Below are 18,138 nucleotides of genomic sequence, written 5' to 3' on the forward strand. Positions count from 1 at the left end.
AAAAAAGACAAATGATAAATAACAAATGACATTTTTTTTGAGAAAAAAAATACAAAATACTTGTTATTCCAAAAAAAATACGTACTTTTGCAACCGCTATTGATAAATAGAGAAAGATTAGTCATTTTAATAAGATTTTAAAAGATTTACAGCAATGAAAAGAACATTTCAACCCTCTAAGAGAAAAAGAAGAAATAAGCACGGATTCAGAGAGCGTATGGCAACTGCCAACGGTAGAAAAGTATTAGCGCGCCGCCGTGCTAAAGGACGTAAGAAACTAACTGTATCATCTGAACCACGTCATAAAAAATAAACCTTTTTTAAAAAAAGGTAACAGCTAATAGGTAGCAGGTAACGAAGCATTTCTTATCTGTTACCTATTACCTATTGTATTATATTACTATGAAAATAACTTTTCTCGGTACAGGCACCTCACAAGGTGTTCCTGTAATAGGCAGCGACCACCCCGTAGGCAAAAGTACAGACCCAAGAGATAAACGTTTGCGCACTTCAGCCCTTATATCTTGGGGCGATACCAATATCAATATCGACTGCTCGCCCGACTTCCGCCAGCAGATGCTACAGCACAACGTACAGCACTTAGAAGCTATCCTATTCACTCACGAGCACGCCGACCATACTGCGGGCTTAGACGACATACGTCCGTTTGTAAAAATGCAAGGTGATATGCCTATCTATGGGCTCCCTCGCGTTATTGAGGAACTCCGCACAAGGTTCGCATACATTTTTGCTACCGAAAACCGCTATGAGGGTGCCCCTTCCGTATTAGCACATCTTATAGACGGACAGCCTTTCGAGCTATACGGCAAAGAGGTACAACCCATAAAGGTTATGCACGGACAGCTACCCATATTGGGCTATCGTATCGAAAAATTGGGCTATATCACCGATGCTAAATACATCACTTCAGAAGAGCTAAACCGACTACACGGCTTAGAGGTATTAGTGCTTAACTGCCTCCGCGACCTCGCTCACCCTACCCACCTCAATCTGACAGAAGCCTTAGAAATTATCAATATACTAAAGCCAAAACGCACCTATTTAACCCATATCAGTCAAACTTTTGGCTTTCACAAAGAGGTGCAAGCACGGCTACCAGAAGGAGTCTGGTTAGCTTATGACAACTTAGTTGTTGAATGTTAATGTTTAGTTAATTGTTATGGTAGTTCTAATAAAAAGGGCTATTTTTGCCCCGAATTAAATTAGAATTACTATGAGAAAAATTGCACTTCTATTTGTAATGGCAATTAGTTTAGTAGCCTGCAAAACCAGCAATTCAGGCACTATGACTTCAAAGCCAAAAGAAACTAACATTGCTAACAAGGCAATCAAAGGTGAATGGACACTACAATCAATCACCTACAGTCAGTCAGGCAAATTTAATGTTACCTTGCTAAACGATACTTCAAAAGAGTGTTTTGAAGGTAGTACTTGGAAGTTTGTGCCTAATAACAATCGTGGGCATTACACTATCAACGCATCAGATTGCTCTACTGGGCAAAGAAACTTTATCTTTATCGTGCAAGAAATCGATAAATCAACTGGGTATTACGACTTCCTTTTGAAGCCTACTAATGAAAAATATGTATCAGAGAGCAACCAAGGTATACGTTTGCACTTAGCTAACCTATCAGACGACTCAATGGTATGGGAACAAACCCTAAGAGTAGACGGCAAACCTTTTGTAATCTCAATGAATTTTGTAAAATAACCTTTTGAATAATTAAGTAAATAATGAAGAAAATTGCAGTTTTAACATTGTCAGCAGCTATTTTATTAGTAAGCTGCGACGCTTATAACAACTCTAACAAAACACAACGCGGAGCTGTGATAGGAGCTGCCGGTGGGGCTCTATTAGGGGCTATCTTGGGCAACAACATAGGTAACGGTCAGAATAGCGAACTTGGGGCAGTACTTGGTACTGTAGTAGGGGGAGCTGCTGGTGCTGTAATCGGCAACCAAATGGATAAACAAGCTAAGAAGATAGAAGAAGAAATCCCAGGAGCTGAAGTAAAACGTGTTGATGATGGTATCGTAGTTACTTTTGACGAAAACAGTGGTGTATACTTCGAAACAGCTAAGCATAACATCAACGAAAAATCAAAAGAGACGCTTAATAAGCTAATTGCAGTACTTAAAGAATATCCTGAAACTAATGTAGTAGTAGCGGGTTATACTGATAGCGTTGGTAAAGATGAGTATAATATGGGCTTATCAAAACGTCGTGCTCAATCAGTAACTAACTACTTCACTTCTAACGGATTGGCAGCAAGCAGATTTACTACCAAATGGTTTGGTGAGCAAAACCCAGTAGCCGATAATGGTACTCCTGAAGGTCGTGCTAAAAACCGCCGTGTAAATGTAGTAATCGTTCCTAACGAAAAGATGAAAGCAGATGCTGAAAAATCAGCAAATCAAAACTAATTAGTCAGTAATGACATAAAAAAGGCTGTTTCTTATGGAAACAGCCTTTTTTATATTAACTAATTTGCTAATTGGCAAATCGACTAATTGGCAAATTATTTACTCCAGTTTTTAATGATTTCAGCAGGTACACCTCCTTTGTGAAGCATAATAGCAGTAGTTTTAAACTCTACAAATGCTTTGCTGACATATAGATAACCTTGATAGTCATTGCGTACACCCCAAGAGTTTTTCACCATATAGTATTCACGTCCGTTTTGGTCTTTAGCAAGTCCTACAATGTGCATAGCGTGGTCATCAGTTGTTTGATAGTTATCAAAATCTCTTTGACGCATTTCAGGGGTGATACGTCTCTCAGCAGTAGGAGGTATATTGAAAAGGTCGCGAGCTTCTTCATAAGACATTTCAGTTACTTCTTTTTCAGGCACAAAAGCTACTCCGTTTTTCCAGCTAAAATAACGCTCACTTACATCGGCTGCCCAAGCTACAGTATAGCCTTTCTTTAGGGCATTATCGATAGTTTTAGTAAGGTCGGTCATCGCTACGTTGTAAGCGTGGTCATAGCTCCAGTTATCAGGTACAGCCATAAAAGTATTCTTATAAAGCGGCTGGTCATTATACGATACCATCTCGATATAATCATCAGGATTGATACCTACGCGCTCTTTAGCAAAACTCTGAGGGGTGTATTTCTTCCCATCATACATAAAACTTTCAGGCACAGCACCCAAATAAGAGTCAATAGTAGATGTAAAAGCAGATACCCAGTTAGGTGTTAGCGCTTTCTTACCCTGATTGCCTTTTACCATTCCTTCTAAGAATCCTTTGAGGATAGCGTGCAATTCACCGAAATCATTGCGTGTGCTACCATACTGCAAGCCTGTATATACGTACTGAGGCACAGCACCATACTTAGCATACATATTGATAACATCGTGCAATTCGCCCCCTTGTCCGTAATCGAGGTAGCCGTGCATACGCACATATTGTTTTGCCTTCTCGATATAGCAATTACGCGCAGTGTAGATTTCAGCAAGGTCGATAGGCTTTTTGCCCATACGGCTCATTTCGCTTTCTAAGAAAGAAGCCCCTGCATAACTCCAGCAAGTACCGCTACTACCTTGGTCTTTCACGTCAGTACGTTCGAGATTGATAACAGTTGTGAATTTAAAACCGGCATTGTTAGAATGGTTACCAGCCACCGATTTAATCAGGTCGTCTTGAGCTGTCGCAAAGAAGAATGACGACAAAGCTACAAATAATGTAATGTTTTTCATAAATAAAAATGATATATTATTAGGGCAAAGATACAAAATAATCTGTATACAACAACATTTTGGCACAATTATAGCTATAAAATAATTAGCAAAATTAGAAAAGATGAAAACATTATTACTCTCTATATTTTTGTTGATAGGTGTTTGGGCAGTGAAAGCGCAACCTTTAGAGACACAAAAGCGGCAAGTGCCAGTGGTAGTGCCTTTAGAAAAAGCCCCCGAGTTGCCCGCCCCTACTAAGAGCAATACGCAACCTTTCTCTGTAGGAGCTAAATTGCCGCCTTACCAGCCAGCTTTTGCTAATCCGTCAGAAAAAAGTATTGACTTTACAAGCAAAAGCAACTTAGTACACCGCAAGATTGAGCTTAACCCAAGGACTAATAACTTTGGCAACCAAAAAGAAGATTATAAAGCAGTAAAAGGCGACCAATTTTTTGGAGATTTTACTAATAATGGAGATTTTGTAAATGTATATTGTCGCGATTTTGCAGCTATCGATGGTGATAGGGTTAGTATTTTTGTAAATGGAGTAGAAGAAGTGCGCGACATTTTCTTAGTAGGAGAGTTTACCGGCTTCCGGATTACACTAAAACCCGGTTTTAACAGTATAGAGTTCTTAGCTTTAAACCAAGGAGAATCAGGACCTAACACGGCAGAGTTTCAGGTATTAGACGATAAAGGAAAGGTGATTGAGAGAAATCGTTGGGACTTAGCTACAGGTTCTAAAGCCCGCATAGTGATAGTGAAAGACCATTAGAAAGTTATTTTTATTTGTTACTTTTTTTAGCTCATATTTTTATAAGATTATTCTTATAAAGATATGAGCTTTTTTGATGCATCAACTTATCAATTTGCTAATTGACTAATAGGCAAGCGAGGTTGGGCAGTAACCCCTTGCTGGGTAAAGTCGCTTTGTAAAAACTTATAGTAACCTACGATACCTATCATAGCAGCATTATCAGTACAATACTGAAACTTAGGTACAAAAGTTTTCCAACCGTGCTTTTCGCCCATACTTTGTAGTGCCGTGCGAATGCCGCTATTAGCTGATACCCCTCCACCAATGGCTACCTGCCGAATACCAGTCTGCTGTACTGCTTTTTTAAGCTTCTTCATCAGTATTTCTACAATAGTATGTTGTACTGAAGCGCAAATATCAGCTAAATGCTCCGTTATAAAATTAGGATTATCAGCCGTGTGTTTCTGTATAAAATAAAGGATACCCGTTTTAAGTCCGGAGAAGCTAAAATTGAGGGCTGCAATATTAGGTTGTGAAAACTGAAAGGCTTTAGGGTTACCCTCTTGGGCGTATTTATCAATAAGAGGCCCTCCTGGGTAAGGAAGTCCTAATATTTTAGCGGTTTTATCAAATGCTTCGCCTACAGCATCATCTAGCGTTTCGCCTAATACTTCCATATCAAAAAAGCTGTTCACCTTTACAATCTGTGTATGTCCGCCACTGATGGTCATCGCTAAAAACGGAAATTGTGGTTTAACTTGCCCTTCATCTATAAAATGTGCCAAAATATGTGCCTGCATATGATTCACCTCTATAAGCGGAATGCGTAAGCCCATAGACAATGACTTGGCAAAAGAAGTACCCACAAGCAACGACCCCATCAAGCCAGGCCCCCGTGTGAAAGCTATAGCAGAGAGCTCTTCTTTGCTTACCCCTGCTTTTTTGAGGGCTTGGGCTACTACGGGCACAATATTCTGTAAGTGGGCGCGCGAAGCTAGTTCGGGTACTACCCCACCGTATTGCTTATGCACCTCTTGATTAGCAACCTCATTAGAGAGTACTTTGTCATTGCAAAGCACCGCTGCAGAAGTATCATCGCAAGAGGATTCTATGGCTAAAATATATGTTTTTTGCATCGTTTATTCGTTTAATAATTAGCAAATCCTTACCGCATTCTTTTGAATCGGTTGTGAGTCCAGAGGTAGTACTCTGGTTTATCGTATATCTGTCTGGTTACGTGCTCGAAGAAAGTATCAGTAATCTGAAAATCTACATAGTCATTAGGGTTTTCGGCTAATAATTCAAAAGTAGTTTGGTAGTAACCGCGCTTTAGCTTTTCAATCTTAGCAAAGACAATCACTGTATTGAGAGCCTTGCCCAAACGTTCTGCCCCTGTAAATACGGGTACGTTAAGTCCTAAAAACGGACGGCGATAGTTCTTCTTGTTATTGGGTATTTGGTCGGCAGCAAAACCATAGCAATACACTCCGTGTTCGTCCTTGTGTTTTTTCATTTCGCGGTGAGCTGTGTAGCGCGGCAATAGGTAGCTGTGGTGCTTCATACGTATCTTCTGAATAAGACGATCGAAATAAGGGTTACTAAGCGGTGTATATAGCGCATAGGACTTGTGTTGCAGGTAGTACGCTAATGACAGTAACCACTCATAACTAGCATAATGACTGCACATTATGATGATATTTCGCTCCTCGCTCTCGTATTTCTTCAGCACTTCTATATTCTTAAATACCATACGTTTCTTCATCTCCTGCTCGCTCATACCATACGATTTGACCATCTCTAAGAAAGTATCGCAAAAGTGATGATAAAAGCGCTGTTCGATAGTATTTAGCTCAGCTTCAGACTTAAAAGGGAAGGCAGTATGCAAGTTTTTCCGCACTACTTTTACTCTGAATTTCAACAGCTTGTATATGATAAGATAAAAGAAATCTGACACAATGTAGAGCAGCCTAAAAGGCATACGCGACACTAACCAGACAATAGGATAAGCAATTATATAGATAAAAAGGTTCATTCGGTTTTTATAATATTTTATTACAACTGCACACTTAGAAGTTCAGTTCCTAATTTATGTAGTCCTTCCTGTATTTTTTGGCGTTGGGCTGCACGTGGTTTTTTTAGCCCTACAGCATATTGGTGAATAAGTTTCTGATTGATACCGGTAAGCCGCTCAAAAGCAGGATTGCTTATTACGCCTTTAAAATATTGCAAAACACTTTCGGCATCATATTTATAAGTGAGTTGATAATCAGTATAAGGAAAGTTATTGAGTTCTTTTTGAAGTGCAATAGCTTCTAAAATACCATCTTTAGCCTCTTGTACAGTCTCGCCCCCTGCACTTATACCTTCTATATTATCAGCATAAGCCCAATAAAAATCATTGCTGCGCTCTATAATAATAGTAATGTTTTTCATATCATACAATGTTTGCCGATGTAACTCACTTGACTTCATATAGTTTATCTTGGTTTTTTGATAACGCAAAGGTATATATTTATATACTTATATCCAAACTTTTGATGAAATATTTTATAATAAAAAGAGCAAAGCGCTTAAAGTGCTTTGCTCTTTTTATTCCTTAAATAATGTAAGTTCGATGTAAGAAATATCTATTTAATTATTTACTAATCACATAGATAAACAACTTCACTGTTTTTGGTAGCTGGCGCTGCTGGATTTACACGGATTATAACGCAAATATAATTTAATAATGTGAGCTACAAGAAATGCGCCAGTGGGGGTAATTTTACTATTTCCAATCTATCACAAGATTAGAAAGTTCTAAATCATTACAAGTATAATTTTCTCCATCTTCAGCTCCATATGTTACAGGAATAGTTACAAAGCTCATACCTTGTACACTTGGAAGTATCTGTTTAAAAGTTACAAAAGTTTTTAAAGGAACTTGTGTGGGTATAGTATTGCACACAGAATACGTTGTTCTCTCGTTTCCTATTCCAACTTCTTTATAAGGATATTCATTTCCTTCATAGTCAAAACATTTACTTTTTTTTACATCAAAAAGACTACAAGTTTTATTAAAACAAACTTTTTGATGTACTATTTTATGAGAAATCAAGAGGTTTACAGTTACTGTTTGAGCTTTCTTATCTCCTACTACTGAAAGAATTTTCACATCAAAATCAGGAGAAAAACTCTTTACAGTACCATTACCATCTCCTTGACCACTACTAGCTTTATTGGCAAAGATTTTATCAGCAGTAGTTTGAAAATCTTGGGCTTGTGATTTGATTTCCCCATTTTGTAAGGCTTTATCAAAGAAAACCAAAATCTCTTTATTATCATTGTACTTTAGCACTGCCAATTTGTTATCTTGTACGCCATTAGCAAAGTGCTTAATCACAGAGCCATTCATTTTTGAAAGTTGCTCTTTAGTAGCATTATTACTCTTCTTTTCCTCAATAGTACCTCCTGTAAAAACAGTAATGTAATCACCTACTGATACAATATCGCTAATGATGATATACTCGTATTCAGTACCTCGTGCAGGCGTACCAAAAGTGAGCATATCTCCTTTTTTATAAGTGTGGTTATCTACAGCGGTATACTCTTTTCTGGAGTTTTTAGCTTGTGCTAGTGCAAAACTAAGATTTAGTACTAAAAGAGCTGTTAAAATGATGCTTCTTTTCATTTGTTTGTTGATTTTTAGATTACTCCTACTCTGTTCAGGCTTTTCGGTTGCCGCCTTTATCGGTGTAGGTCTTGCTATAGTAAAGCGAAACGCTATATATTGTTAATTGACGGGACAAATGTATAAAAAAATATCTTCCCTACAAAGAAAAAGAGGGATTTTAACAAAAAAAGCAATGTACCTTTTAGGGTACATTGCTTTTATTAATTAATATCTTGTAAGAGAACCTCCCCCTGCCCCCTCCAAAGGGGGAATGGGTAATTCGAAATCACATTAATTATTTGTAAAGATTGCGGAGTTCTTTGGCGGTATCTACCATTGCGTGTAGGGCTGCTTTGGTTTCTGGCCAGTGGCGCGTTTTAAGTCCGCAGTCTGGATTTACCCATAGCTGCTCTTTAGGCACTACGCTAATGGCTTTCTTCATCAAATCAGTCATTTCTTGTTGCGATGGTACGCGTGGCGAGTGAATATCGTACACCCCTGGTCCTATTTCGTTAGGATATTTGAAATCACCAAATACATCAAGAAGCTCCATTTGTGAACGTGAACACTCTATGGTAATTACATCGGCATCCATATCGGCAATAGCTTCAATCATATCATTGAACTCCGAATAGCACATATGGGTGTGGATTTGTGTCTCGTCTTTCACTCCTGAAGCTGAAATACGAAAGGCTTTGATAGCCCAATCGAAGTAGGCTTTCCACTCGCTCTTGCGCAATGGCAATCCCTCGCGGATAGCTGGCTCGTCTATCTGAATAACCTTAATACCTGCTTTTTCGAGATCTACCACTTCGTCGCGGATTGCTAATGCTATTTGCAAACAAGTTTCTGAACGAGGTTGGTCATCGCGTACAAATGACCATTGTAAGATAGTTACAGGGCCTGTAAGCATACCTTTTACTGGCAATTTGGTAAGCGATTGTGCGTATTTGCTCCAACGTACGGTCATTGGCTCTGGGCGCGAAATATCACCAAAGATAATCGGTGGTTTTACGCAACGTGAACCATAACTTTGTACCCAACCGAATTTGGTAAAGGTATATCCTTTAAGCAATTCGCCAAAGTATTCCACCATATCGTTACGCTCAAACTCTCCGTGTACGAGTACATCGATATTAGTTTCTTCTTGGAAACGGATAGACTCTTCAATTTCTTTTTCTAATAACTTATCGTATTCAGCTTGAGTAAGTTCGCCTTTTTTGAAGCGAGCACGCCAGCTGCGCACCTCGTCTGTTTGAGGGAATGACCCGATAGTAGTGGTAGGGAACGCTGGCAATTTTAACGCCTCGTGTTGTGCTACCTTACGCTGACTGAATGGACTGTGGCGTACATCGTCTTTATCGGTAATGTTGCGCACGCGGTCTTTTACCTTATTATCGTGGATAAGCGGAGAGGTTTTGCGGGTTTCAGCTGCTTTTTTGTTCTCTTCAAAAATAGCTTTTACCTCAGGAGTTATCTGTCCGTTAGCAATAGCTTGCAGAGTAGTAACCTCTTTTACTTTTTGTTTAGCAAAGGCTAACCACTGTTTGATTTCAGGGGTAAGTACCTTTTCGTTGTTTTCGAGCTCGAGGTTGCAAGGTGAGTGCAATAGCGAGCAAGAAGTAGCTATAAGCAGACGCTCAGCCCCGATAGCTTCTTTAGCTTTTTCAATCAATGCTAATGAGTGCTCGAAGTTGTTTTTCCAGATATTACGCCCATCAACTACCCCAAGCGATAGTTTTTTATCGGCAGGAAGCGCTTTAAGCACTTTGTCGAGTTGAGCTGCTGCACGTACTAAATCGATGTGGAGAACATTGAAAGGCAATGATACTGCTAACTCGGTATTATTATCAAGCGCACCAAAGTAAGTAGTAAGAATAAACTCGGTAGTAGGGAACTTGCTTCTTAGTTCGGCATAAACTTTTTTGTACACCTCTGCCGCTCCCTCTGGAAGGTCGAGTACAAGATAAGGCTCATCGATTTGGATAGTTTTAGCCCCTGCATTTACCAAACTTTCTACCAACTGTAGGTATACAGGCAATAGGCGGTCAGCTAAATCTAAACGGTTAAAGCCTTGTTCTTTTTCTTTACCTAACAATAAGTAAGTAACTAAACCGATAAGAACAGGTTTGGTATCGAAACCGTGTTTTTTAGCCAAGTTATACTCTTGCAAAGGTTTGTTTACTAATATGCGGAATTCTTGATTTTTAGTAAATTCGGGTACTATATAATGGTAGTTAGTATCGAACCACTTGGTCATTTCCATAGCGGTGATATCGATACCATCTTTCTGATAACCACGAGCTAAGGCGTAGTAGCGCTCCAAATCTCTCAACTTGTGAATAGGGGCGAAACGCTCAGGGATAGCGTTTACAGTAAAGGAAAAGTCAAGCATTTGGTCGTAGAAAGAAAAGTCGTTAGAGGGGATAAGCTCTACTCCTGCTTCTCTTTGCAATGTCCAGTTATGTACGCGGATATTTTCAGCCACCGCTAAGAGCTCTTCTTCTGATATTTTACCAGCCCAGAAAGACTCATTGGCTTTTTTAAGTTCTCGTTTCTCACCGATACGAGGATAGCCTAATACGTTCGATTTCATATAGTATTTGTTATTTGACGGCAAAACTACAATATTTTTTTTACCTACCAAAATAATATATAGAAAAATTTATGGCAGCGCAAGAATATAGTATTTTTTTCTGTTTTTGCCTCGATTATTAGTTGTTTATTACTTTTTAATATTTAGTATCCTACAGCTGTATCATCGCCACGAGGATCGGCACCGCCCTCTAAAGTGCCATCGGGTTGTACTAAGATAGCATCTACCTTGCCTATGATTACAAAGTTTTCTTCGCGCGGCTTATAGCCTTTAGCTTTGAGATTAGCTATCACCTCTGGAGCAAAGCCTTTGGGCTCATACATCACATCATCGGGCAGCCATTGGTGGTGAAAGCGCGGTTTGCTAACCGATTGTTGCATCGTCATACCATACTCCGCCACATTGAGAAAACACTGCAACACCGATGTAATGATAGTTGAGCCCCCTGGGGTGCCTATCACCATAAACAGCTTGCCGTCTTTCTCTATAATAGTAGGACTCATAGAGCTTAGCATACGTTTGTTAGGGGCAATGGCATTTTTTTCAGAGCCTACCAATCCGTAGGTATTAGGCTCGCCTGGTTTGATGCTGAAATCGTCCATTTGGTTATTGAGGAAAAAGCCTCCACCTTTTACATATACCTTACTACCATAGTTAGTATTGAGGGTAGTGGTTACAGCAACGGCATTGCCAAAACGATCAACTATAGAGTAATGGGTGGTCTCATCGCTTTCGTAGCCGGCTATTTTGCCGTGAGCTATCTCAGTTGATTTGCTAGCCTTATCCCACGAAAAACTACTCATACGCTCTTTGAGATAATCGGGTGATAGCAGCTGTTGGGTAGGCACTTTCACGAAATCGGCATCGCCCATATAATAGGCTCTGTCGGCATAAGCACGGCGTTCGGCTTCTACCAATAATTGAATATACTGCTCGCCGTTATGAGGGTACTGACCTATATTATAAGGTTCTACACTCTTGAGTATCTGCGCTAAACAGATGCCTCCGCTTGAGGGCAACGGCATAGAACTAATGATATAATCTTTATAGGTGAAGGTAATCGGCTTGCGCCATTGGGCTCGGTAGTTTCTCAGGTCGTCTAAAGAGAGAATACCGCCGAGTTCTTGCACGTAAGACACTATGCGTTTAGCTGTTTCGCCATTATAAAACTCATAGCTGCCATTATCGCGTATCCGCTCTAAAGTCTTAGCAAGCTCTTCGTACTTGAAGCGTTCGCCTGCTTTCCAGCCGTTTTCAAAAGGGGTAACATAATTATTAGCCTGCTTGATGAGTTCAACATTCTTATTCATATAAGAATTGGCTTGCAACTCGGTGATAAGCACCCCTTTGCGCGCCAAATCGATAGCAGGCTGTATAAGTTCGCCAATAGGTAGCGACCCAAACTTTTCGTACACCTCGAAAATTCCGGCAATAGTACCCGGTACGCCTACTGCCAGCGCGCCCAGCGTACTCTTATCGGCAATGACCTTGCCGTTTTTGTCTAAATACATATCGCGGTGGGCTTTGGCAGGTGCTTTTTCGCGATAGTCTAAAGCGCCTCGCTCACCACTGCCTAAGCGGTATACCATAAAGCCTCCGCCGCCTATATTACCGGCATTGGGGTAGGCTACTGCTAAAGCCAATTCGGTAGCTATCATAGCATCGAAAGCATTACCACCTTTTTTGAGGATAGCAAGTCCTATTTGCGAGGCTTCTTCTTTAGCACTCACCACCATAGCGTGAGGTGCTAATACCCCTTTTTCGGGGTCAGGTTGTTTTTTGGCAGGAGAATTTTGGCAACTAGCCAACAAAACTACTGCTATTAATACTGAAAAGATTTTTTTGATCATTTTAATTTAGTTACTTTTTTATTTAATTTTTAAGTGTTTTTGTTTTATAGCTTATAAGTAAACAAATAATAGTGAGTCGCTAGTGATTAGTATGCTCTTTGATACTAACCACTAACGACTAAAATTTATTGTGTATTAATTATTGACTAACGACTGCCTTTACTTTATCGGCTGCTTCTTGGAATAAAATAGCTGAATGAACGGCTAAGCCTGAATTGTCTAATATCTCTTTGGCAAGCTCGGCATTGGTACCTTGCAAACGCACGATAATAGGCACTTTGATAGCATCGCCCATATTTTGATAAGCATCGACTACCCCTTGTGCTACTCGGTCGCAGCGCACAATACCACCGAAAATATTGATAAGAATTGCCTTTACATTAGGGTCTTTGAGAATTATGCGGAAAGCTGCTTCTACACGTTTGGCATCGGCAGTACCTCCTACATCGAGGAAGTTAGCGGGTGAACCCCCTGCCTGCTTAATTAAATCCATAGTAGCCATTGCTAAGCCTGCCCCGTTTACCATACAGCCTACGTTGCCATCGAGGGCTACATAATTGAGCCCTACGGCTTTAGCTTCTACCTCTACAGGGTTTTCTTCGCGTATATCGCGATAAGCCGCGTACTCAGGGTGACGGAAAAGCGCATTGTCATCGAGTACTACTTTGGCATCTACTGCTAATATCTTATTGTCTGAAGTTTTTAACACGGGGTTAATCTCGAACAAATTGGCATCAGATGATACATAGGCATTGTAGAGGGCTGTAACAAACTTCACCATATCTTTTTGCGCCTCGCCACTAAGTCCTAAATTAAACGCTATTTGGCGTGCTTGGAAGGGCTGTAAGCCTACAGCAGGGTCTATCTCTTCAGTGAAAATAAGGTGAGGCGTTTGGGCAGCTACCGTTTCGATATCCATACCTCCTTCAGTAGAATACATTATCATATTCTTACCTTTGGCGCGGTTTAGCAATACCGACATATAGAACTCTGCCGGCTCGCTTTCGCCAGGGTAATACACGTCTTCGGCTATAAGAACTTGATGCACTTCTTTGCCCGTAGGAGGGGTTTGAGGGGTAATAAGGTGCATACCAATGATTTGTGAAGCAAGCGGTTCAACATCTTGCAATCCTTTAGCCAACTTTACACCGCCGCCTTTACCGCGTCCGCCGGCGTGTATTTGTGCTTTTACCACATACCATTTGGTACCGGTCGTCTCAGTTAATTCTTTAGCCGCTGCCACTGCTTCAGCGGGAGTTTGTGCTACGATACCACGCTGCACACGTACTCCGAAACTCGATAGGATTTCCTTTCCTTGATATTCGTGTAAATTCATACGTTGATTAATTTGATAACTTTTCGACAAAGATAGAAACTTTTTTTTGAATATAAAAAGTTTTTACAAGATTTTTTTTCTGATGAAAGGTTTATTGGTTATTTGTACTTCGATATTTATTCGATGTTTCTTCGGTGTTTCTATATCGTTCTCATATAACATCCCCCCTGCCCCCCTTCAAAGGGGGAGATGTGATGGTCAGCATACACGAGCAGTATAATATACCTTATATTGGACTCTTATTAGTTATTTATACTTCGATGTTTTTTCGCTTATCGTTCGCTCTTCCTGTATTGTTCCTATATCGAATGTAAAGGGTAAGTGTAAAGAGAAAATTTTTCTGCTAATAGGCAAATTTGCTAATTGATAAATTATTCGTATCTTTGTGCTTAAGAGTGATTTACTAAAAACTTTTTGTACAGTTCGTTTATATTAAAATAATAACAAAATGAAACAATTATTCTTTTTCTTATTTTTCCTACAAAACTTTTTGCAAGCTCAAGTTATTGATTTTACGCTGCTTGATGCCTCTACTAAACTCCCCATAGGTAATGCTGAGGCTTATTATACGCTCTCCCTCAACGGAACTATTAGCAATAATGAGGGGAAAGTGCGCATCACTTTGGAAAATGATACGCTTGTTTTGAGCCATATTGGCTACGAAACTAAGAAGATTTTTACTGACAAAACCTTTGCTCAAGCAACCATCTATCTCAATCCTCAAGAAATACAACTTGATGAAGTGGTGTTATATAATTTCGATTTGAAAAGCAAGGTAAAATATGTTATGGATAATTACTTTAAACTATATGACACTAAAGCTAAAATATTGGAATGTACTTATAGAGAGAAGTTTATAAAAAATGATACCCTTACACGCCTTTACCAAGTACAGCTGGATTGGTGGAGCAAAAACTATATTCTTCAGTTTAAAAAAACACTCAATGAAAATATACATATTCACCTTAAAAACACAGATTATTCGAAAATATCTGACCTTGATGAGGGTACAAATAGTGCTTTTTTTGCACCTTCTTTCGTATTGCCATATCTTCATCTTAATTTCTACTTAATATTGCTTAACAACGCCCAGAACATAGAGATTAAAAAAGTAGAAAAAGATAAAGAAAATACTATTGTAACCTTTAATGCTGATAGCTATATTAACAAAAGTAAATACATCTATTTTGTAAATTCGATGGTTTATTTTGATAATGCTACCAATGCTATCAAACGTATTGTATTCAACGAAAAACCTACTTCAAAAGAGGGTATTTCAAAGAAAAAGAAAATACCCTACAAGACTATTGACAATAAAGGAAGTTGGGAAATTAGCTTTACCCCATACAAAGGGAAACTTTTGTTTAGCTCATTCTTATTAAAAGGGAGTACGATATTTGAATATGAAGGAAAAAAAGACAAGGCTAACATTGAGCAATCTTTCTTGCGTACGGGCTTGCAAGAGGGTAAACACATTAAAAAAGCTGACCGTATAAATGTAGAAGAACCTTTCTTTGAATATGTTACTCCTCACAAACAAGGTGAAGCTAAGTTTATGCTCACTAAAGAAGAACAAGAATTTATAAACCAATAGACTTACGCAAAATTGTGCATTATTCTAAATTTGCTAATTGATAAATTATTCGTATCTTTGCACTGAAGAATAATTTACCAAAAAAAATGAACCTACCACAATACGAAGTTACTTCTGATGATAAATTGTATAAATTTACTTTTATTAGCGAAGGAAAGAATGGTACAGTAGAAAAAATGGTACTCTATGAAGAAATTAATGAGGGCGTTTTTAATTTAGCTTTTGGAGATAGAGATACAACTACTGGACATATTAATGATAAGGCTGTAACAAACAATGGTGATACAGAAAAAATATTAGCTACTGTTATTTCTACTGTATATACCTTCATAAACAAAAATCCTGATGCTTATATATTTGCAACAGGGAGCACACATACCCGCAATAGGCTGTATAGACGTGGAATTACAAAATATTTATCAGAAGCTCTTGAAACATTCACCATCTATGGAATGTTGCCTAATGAAGAGTTTGAGGTATTTAACCCCAATACTGATTATGTAGGATACCTAATTCATTTAAAAAATAAACAACTATGACAACAGAAGAAAAAAAAGATTTAGAAAAGAAGATGTGGGACGAACATCAGATAAAAATTAAATTTAAAGATAGCGCAGAGCCTTATAATAACGAGGGATATTTAACTGAAAAAGCTATTGCTGCTAAAGCCCTATTTAACAGAATAGGACACCCTAAGGACTTTTTGCAAGGAATTGCGCATAATTAGTCAGTAATTACTAATCAAAAGAATTGAAAAACTGCAAGGATACTTAAGTTACCTTGCAGTTTTTTAGGCTATTTATCATTTGTCTTTTGCCATTTGCCATTTTTTTATTATCTTTGCCCGCTAAATTATCTTTTCTACTGAAATGAAATACCTTATATATATACTTTTAGCCTTAGGGTTTACAGGCTGCGGTATCTACAATTTCACCGGAGGAAGTACCGGAAGTGCTAAGACTTTTCAGGTTAATTTCTTCCGAAATGACGCTCCGTTAGTAGAACCTGGTCTTGACCGAGACTTTACCCTCGCCCTGCAAGACCTTATCAATAACCAAACAAACCTAAGCCTTACCGACCGCAATGGCGACTTAGTATATGAGGGTGAAATAGTGGAATTTAGCATCACCCCGATGACGGCTACTGCAGGACAAACCGCTGCCCAAAACCGCGTGACTATAGGTGTAAATGTGCGTTTTACCAATCATACTGAAGAGAAAAAAGACTTTGAAAAACGTTTTTCTTTCTACTATGATTATCCGGCTGCCGCTCAGTTTAACTCGGTGAAAGGACAGGCTATACCGCAGATATTCGAACGCATCACTCAAGATATTTTTAACGCATCATTAGCAGATTGGTAGATTTGCTGATTTGCTGATTTGCCAATGAGAAAGATTGACAAATTAGCAAATTAGCAAATTGACAAATTGACAAATTGACAGTAAAGGAGTTCATAGAGATTATTAGGCAGCCCTACACTATCAGCAGTGCACAAGCGCGCGAATTAGACGAGATAGTGAAGGAGTTCCCTTATTTTCAGGCAGCAAGGGTATTGCAACTCAAACTGCTGCACTCTGAGGGTAACTATCGCTATAGCAAAGCTCTGAAACTGGCAGCCGTACACGTGACTGACCGCACGGTGCTGTTTAACTTTATCAATTCAAAAGATATTATTCCTGATTTCTCAACGATTAGGTCTGATTTTGAGCGTATTAGTAAAGCACACGAGCGCAAAGAAGCGGTAGAAGACAATGCGCCACCAAAAGTGAGCTATATAGATAATAGTCCGCGTAATTTTCGCCCTACCCTACCCGACCCAATCTTTGAGGAAAAGATTATCCCTGATGAGCTTATCAACCATCAGGAGCTGACTGACCTATTCGTACCTAAGACGGAGCAGCCTACGCTTAAGCCTGAGATGCCCATTTGGTCGCCCCCACCACCGGCTGACGACCCTACGCCTGCGCATTATCAGAGTGACACTGTGGCAGAGAAATTTAAGCTCATAGATAAATTCTTAGAGAACAACCCGAAAATTGAAGCCTCTAAAGACTATGTGTCGAACGTGAATTTGGCAGATGAAGTGAAGGGTGATGAGAGACAATTGATGACTGAAACACTAGCGCAAGTGTATGTAAATCAGCGTAAATACAAACAAGCCATACAGGCTTATCAAATATTAATTTTGAAAAATCCAAAAAAAAGTGCTTACTTTGCAGCCCAAATAGAAAATATCAAAAAATTACAGCAAAATAATTTATAACAAATGACAGCATTCAACATCTTTTTAGTTTTATGTGTAGTGGTATGTTTACTACTCGCTTTAGTTATTATGGTTCAAAACCCTAAAGGGGGCGGACTTTCTTCTACCTTTGGAGGTAATACCCAAGTAGTGGGTGGTGTGAAGAAAACCGGTGACTTTCTTGAGCGCAGTACTTGGACATTTGCCGGCGCTTTGGCAGTGCTTATCTTAGTAGCTAACACTTTGTTGCTCAGCAATACCGGTGTCAACGCTGACTCTAAACTATTAGACGGCAATACTCCTGTAGCTCCTCTACAACAAGCGCCTGCTAACAACGCTACTGAGGCACCTGCAACTCCTGCAACCTCTACTAACACAGGTAACTAAGAAAAATCTGTCTCCTTGAG

Annotated in this window: 19 protein-coding genes; 11 read left to right on the top strand and 8 right to left on the bottom strand. The window is 39.2% G+C overall.

The features are described 5' to 3' along the window. Nucleotides 1–154 precede the first annotated feature (154 nt). The 4 genes from rpmH (at nt 155) to HMPREF9074_RS04710 (ending at nt 2,445) form a co-directional block, all read left to right on the top strand. Nucleotides 155–313 carry a 50S ribosomal protein L34 gene (gene rpmH, locus HMPREF9074_RS11855; RefSeq protein WP_002669412.1) on the top strand — a complete coding sequence of 53 codons (159 nt, stop codon included), beginning with the start codon at nt 155–157 and terminating at the stop codon, nt 311–313. A gap of 89 nt (nt 314–402) precedes the next feature. Further along, nucleotides 403–1,164 carry an MBL fold metallo-hydrolase gene (locus HMPREF9074_RS04700; protein WP_009389394.1) on the top strand — a complete coding sequence of 254 codons (762 nt, stop codon included), beginning with the start codon at nt 403–405 and terminating at the stop codon, nt 1,162–1,164. A gap of 70 nt (nt 1,165–1,234) precedes the next feature. Further along, nucleotides 1,235–1,732 carry a lipocalin family protein gene (locus HMPREF9074_RS04705; RefSeq protein WP_009389392.1) on the top strand — a complete coding sequence of 166 codons (498 nt, stop codon included), beginning with the start codon at nt 1,235–1,237 and terminating at the stop codon, nt 1,730–1,732. Between the two features lie 23 nt (nt 1,733–1,755). Continuing rightward, nucleotides 1,756–2,445, top strand: a complete 690-nt coding sequence (locus HMPREF9074_RS04710) for a YiaD family glycine zipper/OmpA-like lipoprotein (RefSeq protein ID WP_009389390.1) — start codon at nt 1,756–1,758, stop codon at nt 2,443–2,445. 95 nt (nt 2,446–2,540) lie between these two features. Here HMPREF9074_RS04710 and HMPREF9074_RS04715 read toward each other — a convergent pair whose 3' ends face one another. Then, complete coding sequence (locus HMPREF9074_RS04715; protein ID WP_009389388.1) at nt 2,541–3,722, bottom strand: C1 family peptidase; 1,182 nt, start codon at nt 3,720–3,722, stop codon at nt 2,541–2,543. A gap of 103 nt (nt 3,723–3,825) precedes the next feature. On the opposite strand from HMPREF9074_RS04715, the gene HMPREF9074_RS04720 reads away from it, so the two are divergent. Beyond that, a complete protein-coding gene (locus HMPREF9074_RS04720) occupies nt 3,826–4,479 on the top strand; it encodes a hypothetical protein (protein WP_009389387.1) in 654 nt (217 codons plus the stop codon). 89 nt (nt 4,480–4,568) lie between these two features. Here the strand turns inward: HMPREF9074_RS04720 and tsaD are convergent, their stop codons facing one another. The 7 genes from tsaD to sucC all read right to left on the bottom strand — a co-directional run bounded on the left by tsaD (nt 4,569) and on the right by sucC (nt 13,895). Then, a complete protein-coding gene (tsaD, locus tag HMPREF9074_RS04725; RefSeq protein WP_009389386.1) occupies nt 4,569–5,597 on the bottom strand; it encodes a tRNA (adenosine(37)-N6)-threonylcarbamoyltransferase complex transferase subunit TsaD in 1,029 nt (342 codons plus the stop codon). A 29-nt stretch (nt 5,598–5,626) separates the two neighbouring features. Beyond that, nucleotides 5,627–6,493 carry a lysophospholipid acyltransferase family protein gene (locus HMPREF9074_RS04730; RefSeq protein ID WP_009389385.1) on the bottom strand — a complete coding sequence of 289 codons (867 nt, stop codon included), beginning with the start codon at nt 6,491–6,493 and terminating at the stop codon, nt 5,627–5,629. 20 nt (nt 6,494–6,513) lie between these two features. After that, nucleotides 6,514–6,894, bottom strand: coding sequence for a type II toxin-antitoxin system HicB family antitoxin (locus HMPREF9074_RS04735; protein WP_034539858.1), 381 nt, complete (start codon nt 6,892–6,894; stop codon nt 6,514–6,516). A gap of 334 nt (nt 6,895–7,228) precedes the next feature. Further along, a complete protein-coding gene (locus HMPREF9074_RS04740; RefSeq protein WP_009389382.1) occupies nt 7,229–8,131 on the bottom strand; it encodes a hypothetical protein in 903 nt (300 codons plus the stop codon). A gap of 277 nt (nt 8,132–8,408) precedes the next feature. Next, nucleotides 8,409–10,709 (bottom strand): 5-methyltetrahydropteroyltriglutamate--homocysteine S-methyltransferase, encoded by a 2,301-nt coding sequence (metE, locus tag HMPREF9074_RS04745; RefSeq protein WP_009389379.1) that lies wholly within the window; start codon nt 10,707–10,709, stop codon nt 8,409–8,411. A gap of 143 nt (nt 10,710–10,852) precedes the next feature. Next, on the bottom strand, nt 10,853–12,559 hold the full coding sequence (gene ggt, locus HMPREF9074_RS04750) for a gamma-glutamyltransferase (protein WP_009389377.1): 1,707 nt from the start codon (nt 12,557–12,559) through the stop codon (nt 10,853–10,855). A gap of 139 nt (nt 12,560–12,698) precedes the next feature. Continuing rightward, the gene (sucC, locus tag HMPREF9074_RS04755) at nt 12,699–13,895 is read right to left on the bottom strand and encodes an ADP-forming succinate--CoA ligase subunit beta (RefSeq protein ID WP_009389375.1); all 1,197 of its coding nucleotides are present in this window, start codon (nt 13,893–13,895) and stop codon (nt 12,699–12,701) included. Between the two features lie 448 nt (nt 13,896–14,343). Here sucC and HMPREF9074_RS04760 point away from each other — a divergent pair, with 448 nt between their 5' ends. The 6 genes from HMPREF9074_RS04760 (at nt 14,344) to secG (ending at nt 18,118) form a co-directional block, all read left to right on the top strand. Continuing rightward, nucleotides 14,344–15,489 (top strand): peptidase associated/transthyretin-like domain-containing protein, encoded by a 1,146-nt coding sequence (locus HMPREF9074_RS04760; RefSeq protein WP_009389371.1) that lies wholly within the window; start codon nt 14,344–14,346, stop codon nt 15,487–15,489. Nucleotides 15,490–15,575: 86 nt separating this feature from the next. After that, entirely contained in the window at nt 15,576–16,028 is a 453-nt protein-coding gene (locus tag HMPREF9074_RS04765) for a DUF6934 family protein (protein WP_009389369.1), read from the top strand. After that, on the top strand, nt 16,025–16,216 hold the full coding sequence (locus HMPREF9074_RS04770) for a hypothetical protein (protein WP_009389367.1): 192 nt from the start codon (nt 16,025–16,027) through the stop codon (nt 16,214–16,216). Before HMPREF9074_RS04765 ends, HMPREF9074_RS04770 begins: the two co-directional genes overlap by 4 nt. 142 nt (nt 16,217–16,358) lie before the next feature. Continuing rightward, nucleotides 16,359–16,850, top strand: a complete 492-nt coding sequence (locus HMPREF9074_RS04775; RefSeq protein WP_009389365.1) for an LptE family protein — start codon at nt 16,359–16,361, stop codon at nt 16,848–16,850. 74 nt (nt 16,851–16,924) lie between these two features. Beyond that, nucleotides 16,925–17,752: a hypothetical protein gene (locus tag HMPREF9074_RS04780; RefSeq protein ID WP_009389363.1), complete on the top strand. Its 828-nt coding sequence runs from the start codon at nt 16,925–16,927 to the stop codon at nt 17,750–17,752. A gap of 3 nt (nt 17,753–17,755) precedes the next feature. Then, on the top strand, nt 17,756–18,118 hold the full coding sequence (gene secG / locus HMPREF9074_RS04785) for a preprotein translocase subunit SecG (protein WP_009389360.1): 363 nt from the start codon (nt 17,756–17,758) through the stop codon (nt 18,116–18,118). The last annotated feature ends 20 nt before the right edge of the window (nt 18,119–18,138 follow it).

It is taken from the genome of Capnocytophaga sp. oral taxon 329 str. F0087, from assembly GCF_000213295.2.
Taxonomy (GTDB): Bacteria; Bacteroidota; Bacteroidia; order Flavobacteriales; family Flavobacteriaceae; genus Capnocytophaga; species Capnocytophaga leadbetteri_A.

Excerpts from the sequence above, each read along its gene's own strand:
- rpmH (WP_002669412.1), top strand. The coding sequence starts at position 155 with ATGAAAAGAACATTTCAACCCTCTAAGAGAAAAAGAAGAAATAAGCAC.
- secG (WP_009389360.1), top strand. The coding sequence starts at position 17,756 with ATGACAGCATTCAACATCTTTTTAGTTTTATGTGTAGTGGTATGTTTA.
- sucC (WP_009389375.1), bottom strand. The coding sequence starts at position 13,895 with ATGAATTTACACGAATATCAAGGAAAGGAAATCCTATCGAGTTTCGGA.
- HMPREF9074_RS04740 (WP_009389382.1), bottom strand. The coding sequence starts at position 8,131 with ATGAAAAGAAGCATCATTTTAACAGCTCTTTTAGTACTAAATCTTAGT.
- HMPREF9074_RS04775 (WP_009389365.1), top strand. The coding sequence starts at position 16,359 with ATGAAATACCTTATATATATACTTTTAGCCTTAGGGTTTACAGGCTGC.
- HMPREF9074_RS04735 (WP_034539858.1), bottom strand. The coding sequence starts at position 6,894 with ATGAAAAACATTACTATTATTATAGAGCGCAGCAATGATTTTTATTGG.
- tsaD (WP_009389386.1), bottom strand. The coding sequence starts at position 5,597 with ATGCAAAAAACATATATTTTAGCCATAGAATCCTCTTGCGATGATACT.
- HMPREF9074_RS04710 (WP_009389390.1), top strand. The coding sequence starts at position 1,756 with ATGAAGAAAATTGCAGTTTTAACATTGTCAGCAGCTATTTTATTAGTA.
- HMPREF9074_RS04705 (WP_009389392.1), top strand. The coding sequence starts at position 1,235 with ATGAGAAAAATTGCACTTCTATTTGTAATGGCAATTAGTTTAGTAGCC.
- HMPREF9074_RS04730 (WP_009389385.1), bottom strand. The coding sequence starts at position 6,493 with ATGAACCTTTTTATCTATATAATTGCTTATCCTATTGTCTGGTTAGTG.
- HMPREF9074_RS04770 (WP_009389367.1), top strand. The coding sequence starts at position 16,025 with ATGACAACAGAAGAAAAAAAAGATTTAGAAAAGAAGATGTGGGACGAA.
- HMPREF9074_RS04700 (WP_009389394.1), top strand. The coding sequence starts at position 403 with ATGAAAATAACTTTTCTCGGTACAGGCACCTCACAAGGTGTTCCTGTA.
- HMPREF9074_RS04715 (WP_009389388.1), bottom strand. The coding sequence starts at position 3,722 with ATGAAAAACATTACATTATTTGTAGCTTTGTCGTCATTCTTCTTTGCG.
- metE (WP_009389379.1), bottom strand. The coding sequence starts at position 10,709 with ATGAAATCGAACGTATTAGGCTATCCTCGTATCGGTGAGAAACGAGAA.
- HMPREF9074_RS04760 (WP_009389371.1), top strand. The coding sequence starts at position 14,344 with ATGAAACAATTATTCTTTTTCTTATTTTTCCTACAAAACTTTTTGCAA.
- HMPREF9074_RS04720 (WP_009389387.1), top strand. The coding sequence starts at position 3,826 with ATGAAAACATTATTACTCTCTATATTTTTGTTGATAGGTGTTTGGGCA.
- ggt (WP_009389377.1), bottom strand. The coding sequence starts at position 12,559 with ATGATCAAAAAAATCTTTTCAGTATTAATAGCAGTAGTTTTGTTGGCT.
- HMPREF9074_RS04765 (WP_009389369.1), top strand. The coding sequence starts at position 15,576 with ATGAACCTACCACAATACGAAGTTACTTCTGATGATAAATTGTATAAA.